This window comes from Kribbella sp. NPDC003557 (genome assembly GCF_040610805.1).
Lineage (GTDB): Bacteria > Actinomycetota > Actinomycetes > Propionibacteriales > Kribbellaceae > Kribbella.
Map to the genome: position 1 here is coordinate 119,284 of NZ_JBEXMY010000004.1, position 15,540 is coordinate 134,823.

At 69.0% G+C, this 15,540-nt stretch carries 9 protein-coding genes; 5 read left to right on the plus strand and 4 right to left on the minus strand.

Annotation, left to right across the window (positions count from 1 at the left end):
• From ABZW60_RS17200 to ABZW60_RS17215, 4 genes are all read right to left on the minus strand, one after another.
• Entirely contained in the window at nucleotides 1-1,557 is a 1,557-nt protein-coding gene (locus ABZW60_RS17200) for a DUF3502 domain-containing protein (protein WP_355477810.1), read from the minus strand.
• A 42-nt stretch (nucleotides 1,558-1,599) separates the two neighbouring features.
• Nucleotides 1,600-2,532 (minus strand): carbohydrate ABC transporter permease, encoded by a 933-nt coding sequence (locus ABZW60_RS17205; RefSeq protein WP_355477812.1) that lies wholly within the window; start codon nucleotides 2,530-2,532, stop codon nucleotides 1,600-1,602.
• Nucleotides 2,529-3,485, minus strand: a complete 957-nt coding sequence (locus ABZW60_RS17210) for an ABC transporter permease subunit (RefSeq protein WP_355477814.1) — start codon at nucleotides 3,483-3,485, stop codon at nucleotides 2,529-2,531. The genes ABZW60_RS17205 and ABZW60_RS17210 overlap by 4 nt, the downstream gene beginning before the upstream one ends.
• Before the next feature lie 122 nt (nucleotides 3,486-3,607).
• Nucleotides 3,608-4,600 (minus strand): hydroxyacid dehydrogenase, encoded by a 993-nt coding sequence (locus ABZW60_RS17215; protein ID WP_355477816.1) that lies wholly within the window; start codon nucleotides 4,598-4,600, stop codon nucleotides 3,608-3,610.
• Between the two features lie 190 nt (nucleotides 4,601-4,790).
• Between ABZW60_RS17215 and ABZW60_RS17220 the strand changes: the two genes are divergently transcribed.
• The 5 genes from ABZW60_RS17220 to ABZW60_RS17240 are packed head-to-tail and all read left to right on the plus strand — an operon-like array spanning nucleotide 4,791 to nucleotide 15,538.
• The gene (locus ABZW60_RS17220) at nucleotides 4,791-8,252 is read left to right on the plus strand and encodes a putative Ig domain-containing protein (protein ID WP_355477818.1); all 3,462 of its coding nucleotides are present in this window, start codon (nucleotides 4,791-4,793) and stop codon (nucleotides 8,250-8,252) included.
• Nucleotides 8,253-8,270: 18 nt separating this feature from the next.
• Entirely contained in the window at nucleotides 8,271-11,540 is a 3,270-nt protein-coding gene (locus ABZW60_RS17225; protein WP_355477820.1) for an alginate lyase family protein, read from the plus strand.
• A 14-nt stretch (nucleotides 11,541-11,554) separates the two neighbouring features.
• Nucleotides 11,555-13,309: a putative Ig domain-containing protein gene (locus tag ABZW60_RS17230; protein WP_355477822.1), complete on the plus strand. Its 1,755-nt coding sequence runs from the start codon at nucleotides 11,555-11,557 to the stop codon at nucleotides 13,307-13,309.
• A gap of 23 nt (nucleotides 13,310-13,332) precedes the next feature.
• Nucleotides 13,333-14,541, plus strand: a complete 1,209-nt coding sequence (locus ABZW60_RS17235; RefSeq protein WP_355477824.1) for an alginate lyase family protein — start codon at nucleotides 13,333-13,335, stop codon at nucleotides 14,539-14,541.
• Nucleotides 14,542-14,551: 10 nt separating this feature from the next.
• Nucleotides 14,552-15,538, plus strand: coding sequence for an NAD-dependent epimerase/dehydratase family protein (locus ABZW60_RS17240; protein WP_355477826.1), 987 nt, complete (start codon nucleotides 14,552-14,554; stop codon nucleotides 15,536-15,538).
• Nucleotides 15,539-15,540 lie beyond the last annotated feature (2 nt).

The window sequence follows — 15,540 nt, forward strand, 5'->3', positions numbered from 1 at the left end:
TCACTGGCCCTTGAGGTACGCGTTCGCCTGCTTCTCCAGCTCCGCCTGGAGCTCTGCCAGTCCGGCCTTCTCGACCGCCTTCTTCAGCGCGTCGAGCCCCTTGTCCACGTCGACCGCGCCGATCCACAGCGGGTTGCCGTACTGCGTCATCGCCGCGCTGACCTGGCTGTCCTGCCGCTTCACCGGCGTCACGTCCGGGACGAACGACGCGTACGGGTCGACGGTGAAGTTGTTGTAGTCCTGCGCCCAGTCGAACCACGCCTCCTCGGTCGGCGTGATGTCCTTGATCTTCAGCTCGAGCTTCTGCCGCCAGCACAGGGCGTACCCGGGGAAGCCGTACTGCGAGAGCTGCTGGAACTTGTCCTCGCCGACCGGCTTCCAGTCCGTGCCCTCGATGCCGTAGCTGAGCAGGTCGTGGTTCTCCTTGATCGAGACCCAGTCCTCCAGCTGCATCGCGCGTTCGTTGCTCTTGCCCTTGACGTTGAGGACGACGAAGTTGTCGGCCTGGAAGGTCTGGTTCGGCTTCGCGCTCCGGCCGCCGCCCAGCGGCATGACGTTCGCGATCTGCGCGCTCGGCACCGCCTTGCGGAGCGGGGTCAGCGACTGCGACGACAGCCCGTCGGTCATCGCCCACCGGGTCGCGATCCGGCCGGACTCGAACTGGGTGCCGATCGTCGAGGAGTCGACGTTCAGCGCGTCCTTGTTGATGATGCCGTCCAGGTAGTACTTGCGCACCCGCCGCAGGGCGTCGACGACCCCGGGCGCCTCCCAGAACGGGATCGGGTGCGCCGAGCCGGTGGTCTTCCCGTCCTGCGCCAGGTAGAACGGGAACGAGCCGCCGCTGAACGACTGCACGCTGACGTGCGGGTTCTCCCAGTCGTGCTGGTTCAGCCAGCCGACCGGCGCGAACGCGACCAGCAGCTTGGGCATGTTGGAGGAGATGCCGACCGGCGTGACCTTCTCCTTCTGCTTCACGTCGTACCAGAACTTCTCCAGCTGGTCGAACGCCGTGATCTCGCCGATGCCGAGCTTGTCGGCCAGGTCCTGGCGGACGGTGAAGTGGTGGAACCGGGCGGCCGAGTTCACCTGCGGGATCCCGTACAGCTTGCCCGACCACTTGTTCTGCTCGAGCAGCTGCGGGTCGAGCGTCTTGCTCAGGTTCGGGTACTTGCCGATCAGGTCGCCGACCGGGACCAGCGACTTGCTCGCGACCAGCTGGATCATGTTCAGCCAGCGGGCCTGCAGCGCGGTGTCGAAGGTGTCGCCGGCGGTGAACTTGAGCAACGACTGCTGCTGGTAGTTCGACCAGGCGACGAACTGCGGCGCGATCGTGAAGCCGAGGTCGTTCTTCAGCTTCTCGTTGACCTTGGCCAGGACGGTGTCCCAGCCCGGCTTCGCGTCCCCCGGGAGCAGCACGGTGAGGGTGTCGGCGGTGCTCTTGGTGCCGGACGACGAGTCGCCGCAGCCGTTCAGCCCGAGAAGGGCCGCGATGGACAGGCCGCCGCTCGCGGCCAGAAAGCCGCGCCTGCTGAGACCGGCGGGAGATGTGGCGGGCACGATGCCTCCTGAAAGTAGTGCCTGAGGTGAGGGAGGGAGCCGTCAGCCCTTGGTGGCTCCGAGGGTGATGCCTTTGACGAAGTAGCGCTGCGCGAACGGATACGCGAGCAGGATCGGGCCGATGGTCACGACCGTCAGGGCGAGCCGGAGCTGGTAGACCGGCGTCGACTGCTCCGCGGCGGTCGGCAGCATCTGCGAGAACGACACGTTCGAGATCAGGTTCTGCAGCAACAGCGGGAGCGGGTACTTGTGGATGTCCGACATGAACAGCAGCGCGGTGAACCATTCGTTCCAGTAGTGCACCGCGTAGAACAGGCCCACCACCGCGAGGATCGGCTTCGACAGCGGCAGCCCGATCCGGAAGAAGATCTGCATCTCCCCGGCCCCGTCGACGCGCGCGGAGTCGAGGATCTCCTCCGGCAGCTGGCGGAACGCCGACACCTGGATGAACACCAGGAAAGGTGCCACCAGCAACGGAAGGATGACGGCGAAGTAGCTGTTCTGGAGCTTCAGGTACTGCGTGACGAGCAGGTACAGCGGGACGAGCCCGCCGGTGAACAGCATCGGGATGTAGGCGAACACCGACAGCGGCCTGCTGATGTAGGGCAGCCGGCGCGCGATCACCCAGCTCAGTCCGGACGTGCAGGCGAGCGCCAGCGCCGTACCGACGAGGGTGATGAACACGCTCGCGGCGTACGCGCTCAGCAGCGTCGGGCCGGTGAAGATCAGGTCGTACGCCGCGGTGGAGAAGGGGCGCGGGACGATGCTGTAGCCGGTCGTCGCGAGCGTCTGCTCGTCGGTGAACGACCCGGACACGATCATCCAGAACGGCACCAGGCAGACGATCATGAACGCGGTCACGCCGATCGCGCTGATCACGGTGAACGCCTCCGGCCGCCGCCGGCGGCGGGTCGCCGTCCGCGCGGACGTCTTGGCCAGGCTCGAGGTCAGGGCCTCGGTAGCAGCAGGGGTCACAGCAGGCTCGTTTCCTTCGAGTACTTGCGCTGGATCAGCACCGCCGTCGCGACCAGGACGAAGCCGACGACCGACTGGAACAGGCCGATCGCGGCCGTGGTGCCGAAGTCGCCGATCTGGCGCAGCGAACGGAAGACATAGGTGTCGATGACGTCGGTGGTCGGGAACAACGTGCCGTTGTCGCCGACGATCGCGTAGATCGTGCCGAAGTCGCCGTAGAAGATCCGGCCGACTCCGAGCACGAGCAGCACCGCGGCCGTCGGTTTCAGCAGCGGCAGCGTGATCCGCAGCGCCATCTGGGCCCGGCTGGCGCCGTCGATCTGACCGGCCTCGTAGACGTCCTCGGGAATCGACGTGATCGCGGCCAGGAAGATGACGCTCAGGTAGCCGCCGAGCTGCCAGACCTTCACGACCGTGAGGATCCACGGCCACGGCCCGGGCTCGGTGTACCAGCTGACCGTCGGCAGACCGAAGCCCGCGAGCGCGTCGTTGACCGCGCCACCGGAGCCGGCGGGGCCGGACAGCAGCACCTGGAGCATGATCGCGATCACGACCGGCGACACGAAGTACGGGAAGAAGATCGTGGACTGCGCGACCCGCTTGAAGTACCGGCCGCGGAGCTCGTTGAGCATGATCGCGAGCGTCACGCCGGCCGCCAGGGTCGCGGCCAGGAACAGCACGTTCAGCAGCAGCGTGTTCACCAGGATCCGCTGGGCGTCGCCGGAGCTGAAGAAGTACCGGAAGTTGTCCAGGCCGTTCCACGGGCTGCCGAAGATTCCCTTGCTGATGTCGAACTCCTTGAAGGCCACCACCAGGCCGGCCATCGGCGCGTAGCTGAAGACCAGGAAGAACGCCACGGCCGGCAGGGCCAGCACCCCCAGCCACAAGTTGCCCCGCAGCGTCGCACGACGGCGTGCGGCGCTCCGCCCGGGGCCGGTCGACCGGTCGGTCACGGCGATCTCCTCTCTGCGAACCTGCACGATATAGAAAGCGCTTTCCATCTGGCCGTGACCGTAGCCGTGGCCATCGGAGGGTGTCAAGGGCTGAACCGGGTAGGAATCGTTGTCCTGCCGGGTCAGGCGCCGCGGTCGAGGTCGGCGAGCGCGACCGGGTGCCGGAGCGGCTCTCCGGCCAGGAACCGCGCGAGTTCGTCCGCGACGCAGGCCCCGAGCCGGGCCAGCTCGTTGCCGTGCGATCCGGCGACGTGCGGCGTCACGAAGGCGTTCGGCAGGTGGAACAGCGGCGACTCGGGCGGCAGCGGTTCGGGGTCGGTGACGTCGAGGACGGCCGAGAGCCGACCCGACCGCAACTCCTCGATCAGCGCGTCCGTGTCGACGAGCTGCCCGCGGGCGGTGTTGACGAGGGTGGCGCCGTCCGGCATCAGTGCGAGCTCCGCGCGGCCGAGCATCCGATACGTCTCGGCCGTCGACGGCGCGTGCACGCTGACCACGTCGCTGGACGTGAGCAACGTCCGCAGGTCGACCAGGGGTACGTCGAGATCGGCGGCGTACGGGTCGTACACCCGCAGGTCGACGTCGAACGGCCGCAACAGGTCGATCACCTGCCGCCCGATCCGCGAGGCTCCGATGATGCCCACGCTGCGCCGGTAGTTCCCCACGCCTGGATGGATGAATCCCAGTTCGAAGAAGCGTTCCCGGCGATAGCGCTCGCGGAAGCCGAACGCGCCCTTGCCGGCCAGCAGGATCGCGGCGAGCGCGTACTCGGCGACCGGTACGGCGTTGGCGGCGGCGGCCGACGAGACCGCGATGCCGCGCTCCCACACCTCCGGGCACAGGTGGCCCTTCACGCTGCCGGCCGCGTGCAGCACCGCCCGGAGCTTCGGCATCGCGTCGAGTGCCGGTCCGTCGATCGCCGGGCACCCCCAGCCGGTGACCAGGATCTCGGTGTCCGCGAGCCGGGCGCCGAGCCGCGGATCGTCCAGGCGGTCGACGACCAGGGCCGGATCGAACTCCACGAGCTCACCGAGCCGGCGGTGGACGAGGTCCGGGAACAGCGACGGCCAGTGCTCCGCGGACATGGCGACGACGGCCGTCGGTCGATCGGACACGGTACCTCCAGGGGTCGGAGCGCCCATCGAGAGCGCTTTCTTCCGGCAGGCGGGATCTGCGCCTCAGCGTGGCATAGCAAACGTTGTCTTTGGGGTTCGGAAATTTTCGGAGTGCGCTGCGTTCTTGGCCCCGCACGGCCGTGATGCCAGGCTCCGATCGCGCCGAGACCGACGACCTGGGAGTGCAGCGATGCCTGATCCGGACCGAGTTCCCCCGCCCCGCCGCCGCTTCGCCTGGCTGGGCGCCACCACGGTGATCGCAGTCCTGTGCGGCCTGCTCGGCACACCGTCCGCTCAAGCGCAGCAAGTGGCGTACCCGCTGCCGGCCATCAACCGGGTGACCTCGGCGGCAGGGTTCGTCCATCCCGGCATCGCCGTCAGCGCGTCGTCGCTGGAACGGGCCCGCGCGCAGGTGCGGCAGGGCGCCGAGCCGTGGGCGTCGTACTACGCCGCGATGATCGCGACGTCGTACGCGTCGGCGACGTTCAGCTCGAAGAACGCCGGCCCGGGCACCGACCAGCCCGCGAACACCGCGTTCAACTCGCAAGGCGTCCAGTCGCTGTTCATCGACGACGCGTTCCGCGCCTACACTCAGGCGATCCAGTACGTCGTCACCGGCGACCCGGCGTACCGCGAGAACGGGCTGCGGCTGGTCCGGATCTGGAGTCACATGGATCCGGCGAAGTACGCGTACTACCCGGACGCGCACATCCACAGCGGGCCGCCGCTGATGCGGATGCTCGCCGCCGCGGAGATCCTCCGCTACACGAGCGTGAACCCCGGGTCCACCGGCTACGACCTGCGCTGGAACGCCGACGACACCGCGAACCTGGCCACCAACCTCGTGGGGCCGATGACCCAGACGTTCCTGTATCGCAACCGCAACTTCATGAACCAGCACAGCTACTCACTCGTCGGTGCGATCGCCGGCTACATCTTCACCGACAACCTTCCCCGCTACCGCGAGGCGGTCGAGTGGTTCTCGGTCAACGCCACCAACCCGGACGACGACACGAACGGCGCGCTGAGCAAGGTGATGCCCGTCATCGCCGCCGACGACCCGCGCAATCCGTACCACCGCACGTTCGTGCAGCTCCAGGAGATGGGCCGGGACCAGGCCCACGCCTGGGACGACGTCACGATGCTGACTCAGCTGGCCCGGGTCGTCGACGTGCAGGGAACCCGCCTCGATCCGGTGCGGGGTACGCCGTCGACGCGGCGCGACGCGGTCTCGCCGTACGTGTTCGGCGGCTACCGGCTGCTGCGTGGGTCCGAGCCGTTCTTCGCGTTCATGATGGGCAAGGACATTCCCTGGATCGACACCACCCAGCGCGGCGGCGTGCTCTCGCAGGCTTATCGCGGGCGGCTGTTCGACCCGACCAACGAGCTCTACCACGTCTACAAGGACCTGCTCGGGCCGGCGATCTCCGCGGTCGCGCCGAGCATCACCGAGTTCGCGACGACGCAGGACGGCGGGCCGCGGTTCTTCTGGGGCACGTCGGCGTACAACTACTGGAACAGCAACCCGGACTTCAACCCTGACGCCTGGCTGTCCTTCCCCGCATCGGCCGCCTCTCCCCCGGTGCAGCAGGACGCGTTGGTGCAGGCGGAGACTCGCACCGTGCCGGTCACGCCGGGGACCTCTGTACGGCGGGAGGACGAGCGCACGTTCGTGCGGATGAAGACCCGAGCCACCCTCGCGGTGCGCACCCTGCTGTACGCCGACCGGACCGGGTACAGCCCCGTCGGTGTCCTGATCCGGACCAACGGAACGGCGACGCTGCAGATCCGCAAGGAACGAACGCTCGCTCCGTACGCCACCGTGACGCTTCCGAACACGCACGGGCTGTGGCGCTACATCGCCTACGACATGAGCACCGCCAAGCTCCGGGGCAGCGCCGGCGGCGAGAACCTCGCGTACTACACGATCCTCAGCTCGCCGACCGTCGACGTGGACCTCGATGCCGTCAACCTGCAGGCCAAGACACAACTCAGTCCTCCGCAATTCCAGCAGGGCGACGACGTCCACCTGCTCGCCGTCGCGGGTGAACCGCTAACGGCCCCACTGCCGGCCACGGATCAGGACCCCCTGACGTACGCGGCCGGTACGACGCTGCCCACCGGGGCGAGCCTCGACAGTGGCACTGGCACGCTCGCCTGGACACCCACAACAGAGCAGCTCGGTCGGCACCATGTCCTTGTGGTGGCGTCCGACGCCGCGACAGATGCCGTACTACGGGTCCGGCTGACCGTCAGCCCGGATCGCCGTACCGCGATCGACGCGGCGCTGGAGGGCTACGAGCCCGCCGCCGAGTACGTCGAGGCGACGAAGAACGCCGTCGAGGGTGCGAAGTCGCTCGCGGAGTCGCACGTGGACAGCGCCGATGCGGCGGCGTTCGCCAAGGATCTCGCCGCCGTCCAGGCCGCGGTCGCCGGGCTGGAGAAGCTGACACCGGCCATGCCGGACGACGGGTCGTTCGACTACTGGGGACGGGCCACCTCGGCGGCGCTGTCCCAGGTTGCCCTGGGCAACCTGCTCGACGGTGACTTCAACACCTTCTCGGGCGACCTGCGGGCGCCGGCGGTCATCGACTACGGGACCGGGTTCCGGATCCGCTCCGACGCGTTCGGGTTGCAGGCCCGCTACAACTTCGCCAACCGGTCCCAGGGCGCCAACGTGTACGGCTCGAACGACGGCCGGACCTGGACCCTGCTGACCTCCCGCGAGACCACCGACACCTCGGGCAACGGTTTCGCGCTCGAGCGGATCCCGGTCCGCGCCGAGGTCAAGAACCTGAGCTTCCGGTTCCTGAAGCTCCAGGTCGACCACCCGGGCGTACCGACCGATCCGGCGTACCCGGGCCTGTCGAGCTTCAGCGAGTTCCGGATCTACGGCGAACGCGTCGAGATGAGTACGGCGCTGACCTCGGTCTCGATCGCGTCGAGCAACAGTGACCCGAAGGTCGCGCAGAACGGCGACAAGGTCACGCTGACCCTGGCAGCCACCGAGCCGCTGAGCACGGTGACGGCAACCGTCGAGGGCGCCGACGCACAGGTCGAGCGCTCCGACGCGACACATTGGACGGCGTCCGTGACGCTTCCGGACAACGTGGCGTACGGGCGCGCGCTTCGCTTCACGGTCGACTACACGACGGCCACCGGACACACCGGCGCGACGATCGTCGACACGACCGACGGCACCGCGCTCCAACTCTGGAACAGCGCTGTTCGCACGGTCGCGGTCAACCAGAGCTGGGTGACCGCGTCCAGCCCGGCCTTCCCCGGCGTCGGCACTCCCGAGGCGAACGGCTGGCGGATGTTCGACGGCGACCTCAACACCTTCACCGACACCACCAGCGGCAACGGCTGGGTGACAGTGACGCCGCCCACCGGTACGACCCTCGACTTCGACACCGTCCGGGTCCGTCCCCGGAGCAACCTCCCGGCCCGCGCCAACGGCACGCTCGTGCAAGGCTCCGCGGACGGCGGCGCCACCTGGACGACGCTCGCCACGATCACCGGCATCACCGACGGGAACCAGTGGTACGCCTTCCCGCTCGCGGCCCCGGCCGCGCAGCCGATGCTCCGGATCTATGACGGCCACGGCGGCTTCACCAACCTCGCCGAGGTCCAGCTCCTCGACGCCCCCTGATCCGCGGAGGAACCCAGCGTGAACCCACGACCCAGCCGCCGTACCGTCCTGCTCGCCACCGGCGGATCGCTCGTCGCCACCCAACTCTCCTTCCAGCCGGCGCAGGCCGCGACCACCGGCTTCGCCCACCCAGGCATCCTGCACAGCGCGGCGGATCTCGGCCGGATGCGCGCCGCGGTCGCCGGCCGGCAGGCGCCGCAGTACGACGGCTTCCTCGCGCTCGCCGCGCACCCCAGATCGTCGTACGACTACGTGGTCCGCAACACCGGTCACATCACCTCGTGGGGTCGTGGCCCGGCCAACTTCATGGCCGAAGCGGTCAGCGACTCGTGCGCGGCGTACCAGAACGCGCTGATGTGGTCCGTGACCGGCGACGTCCGGTACGCCGACAAGGCGCGCGACATCCTCGACGCCTGGTCGGGGAGCCTCGAAGCGATCACCGGCGCGGACGGTCAACTCGGCTCCGGCCTGCAGGGCTTCAAGTTCGTCAACGCGGCCGAGCTGCTCTGCCACACCGGCTACACCGGCTGGCCGGCGGCGGCCGTCGACCGGTGCCGCGAATCGTTCCGCAAGGTCTGGTACCGCTCGTTCGCCGGCAATGCCCTGTTCGCCAACGGCAACTGGGACGTTGCCGCGCTGCAGACGATCATCGCGATCGCGGTGTTCTGCGACGACCGGGTGATGTTCGAGAACGCCGTCCGGTACGCCGTCGCGGGCGCGGGGAACGGGCGGATCGAGCACATCGTGGTCGAGGCGACCGGCCAGGGCCAGGAAAGCGGACGCAGTCAGGCGTACGCGCAACTCGCGCTCGGCCTGCTCGCCGACACCGCCGCGGTCGCCTGGAACCAGGGCGTCGACCTCTTCGGGCACAGCGACGACCGTCTGCTCAAGGGGTTCGAGTACACCGCCCGTTACAACCTCGGCGACGACGGTGTGCCGTTCGGGCCCGACCTCGACCGCACCGGCAAGTACCTCAAGACGGTCATTGCCACGGGCAACCGTGGACAGTTCCAGCCGATCTACGAGCTTGCCTACGGCCACTACGTCGGGCGACGCGGGCTACGGGCGCCGTACCTGGAGCAGGTCGTGTTCCGCAACGGCAGCCGCTTCGTGGAAGGCACGAACGACGACCACCCGGGCTGGGGCACGCTCACCCACGCGCAGGAACCCGGCGCGACGTCGGCGCCGGACGCCCCACCCGGAACGCCGTACGGCCTCACCGCACAGGCCGATCCGGCCGGCGTCGCACTGCGCTGGGCGGGATCCGTCGAGCCGCTGAGCTGTACGAACGCGGCGAGCTACACCGTCAAGCGCTCGACCGGCGACGCGTTCACAACGATCGCGGGCGGGGTCACCAGCACCTCCTACACAGACACCACAGCGCGTCCGGGCCGGACGTACTACTACACGGTCGAGGCGACGAACGCCGCCGGCACCAGCGCGGCCTCGCTGCCCGTGGCGGCCGAGCGGTCACCGTTGGCCGGCCGCGACATCGGACCGGTGCGACGCACGGGCAGGACCGATTTCGACGGCCGCACCTTCGTCCTCGAGGCCGCGGGCGCGGACATCGGCGGGACGCGGGACAGCTTCCGGTTCGCGTACGTGCCGATGACCGGCGACGGCGTCGTCACGGCCCGCGTCGTCCATCCGGTGAGTTCGCAATACGCGAGCGTCGGTGTGATGATGCGGCGCTCGCTCGAGCCCGGGTCCGCGCACGCGTCCATGCTGATCAAGGGTCTCCCGCTGCACACGTGGAGCGGAGTATGGACCGTCCGGCCCGACACCGACGCGCCGACGACGGGCACCGGAAGCACGCTGGTCCCGCCGTCACAGCAGGTCGCGATCACGTCGGACGCCGGATTCCCGATCTCGAACCTCGGCACGCTGCCCCGGTCCGCGACGCCGCTCGAGGCGCCGTACGTCGAGGCGGCGAGCGACGGCTACCGGCTGCGCAGACCGTACTGGGTCCGGCTCGTTCGCAAGGGCACGACCTTCACCGGCCTCATCTCCCCCGACGGCACGACCTGGACCGAGGTCGGCTCGTCGAAGCTCCAGCTCGGCGCCCGCCTGTACGTCGGGATCGCCGCGTGCTCGACGCTCGACACGACGTACGCCGAGACGACCACGGCCGCGTTCGACAACGTCACCGTGCCGGGCTGGTCGGTCCGCCGGCCGGACCCGATCGCCGGTCCGCTCACGGCGACGAGCGCCGCGAGTGCGATCGAGCTGGCCTGGACCGATCCGGACGTCTCGGCCTCGTACGCGATCCACCGCAGCGCGGGCGGCCGGTACCAGGTGATCGCGAGCGACGTGTCCGGGTCCGGCGTCGAGGCCCGCTATCGCGACGCGACCGGCGTACCGGGGACGACCTATCGCTACGTTGTCACGAAGACCAACGTCGCGGGGGGCGGCGAAGTCTCGGCGGAGGCCCGCGCGGTGATGCCGACCCCGGCCGCGCCCGCCATCACCAGCGCGACCGTCGCGTACGCCAACGCACGCAGACCGTTCCGCTACCGCATCGCGGCCACGAACGATCCGGCGACCTACTGCGCGAACGCCCTCCCCCGCGGGCTCTCCGTCGACCCCCGAACCGGCGTCATCTCCGGCACTCCCGTCGAGCAAGGCACCTTCACGATCACGATCGCCGCGACCAACGCCACGGCCACCGCCACCGCGCAGGTCACGCTGACCGTCGCCGCCCCGCCACCCGAGCCGTGGTCGTACCGCGACATCGGCGACTACGTCCTGGACGAGCGCGAGCTCGGCACGTACAGCGCGGTCGCGATCCGTGCGCCCGGCATCACGAGCCACGCCGACGGGAGGTTCACGGTCCGGGGCGCCGGCTCGGACCTCAACTTGATCAACCAGGGCATGACCGCGCAGTACGCCTCCGTGCCGCTCATCGGCGACCACACCATCACCGCGCGCATCGTGAGCAGCGACCCCGGCGGCCGGGTCGGACTCGTCATGGCCAAGTCGTTGTCGCCGTTCGACCAGCTGGCCGGTGTGATCGTGACCGGCGACAAGACGCAGTTCGTACGACGCCTGCGCGTGGCGACCGGTCTCGTCACGACCGAGGCCGGCAGCGCCGTCTGGCTGCGGCTCCGGAGGGCCGGCGCGACGTTCGCAGCCGAGACCTCCCCCGACGGCCAGAGCTGGACGCCGCTCGGTGAGCCCGCCGCGATCGCGGGCTTCGGCGACGCGCCGTACCACGCCGGTCTGGCGGTCGTGTCCCGCAATCCGTTCGTCCTCAACACCACCGTGTTCGACAACGTCTCGATCAGCTGAGGAGCGCCCCACCGATGAATCCAGACATCACCCGACGCCGGCTGCTGCAGGCCACCGGCGCGAGCATCGCCGCCGGTTACGTCACCACCCGGGTCAGCACGGCGACCGCCACGCCCACGGCCCCGGCCGTGGTCACCTACCCGATTCCGGACGGGATCACGCAGGCCTCGACGTTCGAGGTCAAGGTCCGCACCGGCCCCGGTCCGTGGCAGCCGGTGGCGACCTACTCGGTCAACCTGAAGCAGATCAACGCCACCACCGGCGCCGGCCAGGTGCTGAAGTCCTCACTCGCGTACTTCGACTTCGACGGCGCGGTCGAGGTGATGGTCAGGTACACCAAGGGCACCGTCGACACCGCCCGGATCCGGCCGCTGTCGTACGGCATAGAGCCGCGGATCGAGGACGACACGCTCCGGTTCACCCTCACCGGGCCACGCAAGATCGTGGTCGAGGTGAACGGCGAGATCTTCGACTGCCTGCATCTGCTCACCCGCCCGGTCGAGACCTCGGTCCCGGCCCCGGACGACCCGGACGTCATCTACTTCGGCCCCGGCGTCCACACGACCGCGACCGGTCAGCTGGTCGTCCCGAGCGGCAAGACCGTCTACCTGGCCGGCGGCGCCGTGCTGAAGACGTCGGTGATCTTCAGCAACGTCACCGACGCCCGCTTGCGCGGTCGCGGCGTCATCTACGGCACCGCCGGCGGCGGCTGCACCATCGTGAGCTCGAAGAACATCAGCGTCGACGGCATCTCGATGCTCAACCTGACCACCGGGTACGCCATCACGGCCGGCATGTCCGACCAGGTCTCGATCACCGACTTCGGCTACTTCAGCGCCGGACAGTGGGGTGACGGGATCGACATCTTCTCCAGCAGCGAGGTGCTGATCGACCGCTCGTTCCTGCGCTGCTCCGACGACTGCATCGCGCTCTACACGCACCGCTGGGACTACTACGGCGACACCCGCAACGTCACCGTCTCGAACTCCAGCCTCTGGGCCGACGTGGCACACCCGGTCAACGTCGGGACGCACGGCAACACCGCCGACCCCGAGGTGCTGGAGAACCTCACGATCAGCAACGTCGACATCCTCGACCACCGCGAACCGCAGAAGTGGTACCAGGGCTGCATCGCGCTCAACCCCGGCGACAGCAACCTGGTCCGCAACGTCCGGATCGAGAACGTCCGGGTCGAGGACTTCCGCTGGGGACAGTTCCTGCACCTGCGCGTCGCCTACAACAAGTCCTACAACACCTCGCCCGGCCGCGGCATCGACGGCGTGTACGTCAAGAACCTCACCTACACCGGCCGGAACGCCGAGACCGCGATGATGCTCGGGTACGACGAGGCGCGCGGCATCAACGACGTGACGTTCCAGAACCTCGTCGTCAACGGCACCGTGATGGCGTCGACGATGCGCAAACCCGGCTGGTTCGCGGTCGCCGACATGGCGAACGTGCACGTCAACGAACACGTGACGAACCTGCGCTGGCTGGACGCGGCCACGGCCCCGACGACGGCGCCACCGGCGATCACGACCCCGGGCAACGCGGCGGTCACGGCCGGCGCACCCGTCGTACTCACGATCACCGCAACCGGCTTCCCGACCGGCTTCGGCGCCCAGGGCCTGCCCGCCGGCCTGACCGTCGACGCGACCACCGGCGTCATCTCCGGCGTCCCGACGACCCCCGGGACCCACAACGTCGCCCTGACCGTGACGAACGCGGCCGGCACCACCACGAAGAGCCTCATCCTCACTGTGTCCTGACACCACCGCCCCGAAGGAGAAGGATGAAAGACAGGGAGATCGATCGACGCACACTGCTGAAAGTCGCCGGAGGTGCGGCCGCGGCCGCGGCCGGCGTCCTCGGGCTCGGCCGGAGCGCGGATGCCGCGCCCGCGACGTTCACCCACCCGGGTGGCCTGCACAACTGGGGTGACCTGAACCGGGCGAAGGTTCGGGTCGCGGCCGGTGACGACCCCTGGCTGTCCGGATGGAACCGGCTGGTCGCGAACGGGCACGCCCAGTCGACCTGGCGGCCGAACCCGCAGGCGACCATCGTCCGCGGTGGCACCGGCGAGAACTACGGCATCCTCTACAACGACATCCACGCCGCCTACCAGAACGCGCTGCGCTGGTGGGTGCAGGGTTCGACGGCGCACGGCGACTGCGCGCGGGACATCCTGAACGCCTGGTCCGCCACGCTCACCACGGTGACCGGTAACGCGGACCGGTTCCTGGCGGCCGGCATCTACGGATACCAGTTCGCGAACGTGGCCGAGCTGATGCGCGGCTACTCCGGCTTCGACCTGACCCGGTTCAAGACCATGATGCTGAACGTCTTCTATCCGCTGAACAACTCGTTCCTGCTGAACCACAACGATGCGTGCATCACCAACTACTGGGCCAACTGGGACCTGTGCACGATGAACTCGATCCTTGCCATCGGCATCCTCTGCGACGACGCCGCGAAGTACGACCAGGCGGTGAACTACTACAAGTTCGGCGCCGGCAACGGCTCGATCCGGCACGCGATCCCGTTCGTGTACGACGACCAGGGGCTGGCGCAGTGGCAGGAATCCGGGCGCGACCAGGGCCACACGCTGATGGGCATCGGGCAGCTGGGCGCGTTCTGCGAGATGGCGTGGAACCAGGGCGAGGACCTGTACGGCTACGACAACAACCGTTTCCTGAAGGCCGCGCAGTACGTCGCGAAGTACAACCTCGGCGAGGACGTGCCGTTCACCACGTACACCTGGGGCACCGGGCAGAACTGCGCACACCAGGAGCACACCGTGATCTCGAGCGCGAGCCGCGGCCAGCTCCGGCCGGTCTGGGAGATCCTGCACTACCACTACACCCGGCGGAAGTACCTCTCGGTCCCGTACATCTCGGCGATGGCCGCACAGGTCCGTCCCGAGGGCGGTGGTGGCGACTACGGCCCGAACAGCGGCGGTTTCGACCAGACCGGCTTCGGCACGCTGGCGTACGCCAAGTAGATTGCGAGGTATGAGTAGCCTGCGTGTGCTGTTCCTCGGCGGGACCGGAATCATCAGCTCGGCCTGTTCGTGGCGAGCGATCGAGTCGGGCCTCGACCTGACGATCGTCAACCGCGGCAAGACCGCCAGCCGTCCGGTCCCGCCGGAGGCGCGGGTGATCACCGCCGATATCGACGACCCGGCGACGCTCGCCGAGATCGCCGGGCAGGACTTCGACGTCGTGGTCGACTGGATCGCGTTCACCCCCGATCACGTGCGCGCCCGGACCGGCGCGCTACGCGGGCACGTCGGCCAGTACGTCTTCATCAGCTCGGCCTCGGCGTACCAGACGCCGCCGGCCCGGTTGCCGATCACCGAGTCGACGCCGCTGCGGAACCCCTACTGGCAGTACTCGCGCAACAAGATCGCCTGCGAGGACCTGCTCACCGGGCTGTACCGCGACGAGGGCTACCCGGTCACGGTGATCCGGCCGTCGCACACGTACGACCGCACGCTGGTCCCCTTCGACGGCGGCTGGACGATCGTCGAGCGGATGCGCCGCGGCCTGCCGGTCGTCGTCCACGGTGACGGTACCTCGCTGTGGACCCTGACGCACCACCGCGACTTCGCCCGCGGCCTGGTCCCGCTGCTCGGCCACCCCCGCACGCTCGGCGACACCTTCCAGATCACGTCCGACGACATCCTGACCTGGGACCAGATCGCACACACCCTCGCCGCTGCGGCCGGTACGTCGGCGCAGATCGTCCACGTCCCCTCGGACGCCATCGCCGCCGTCCACCCGGGCTGGGGCGACGGCCTCCTCGGCGACAAGACCCACTCGGCGGTCTTCGACAACAGCAAGCTCCGCAGCGTGGTCCCCGACTACGTCGCCACCATTCCCTTCGAGGCCGGCGCCCGCGAAATCATCGCCTGGCACGACGAGGACCCGGCCCGCCGCCACGTCGACCCGGCCGTCGACGAGGCGATGGACACTCTGATCGCCCGCTACCGCCCCTGACC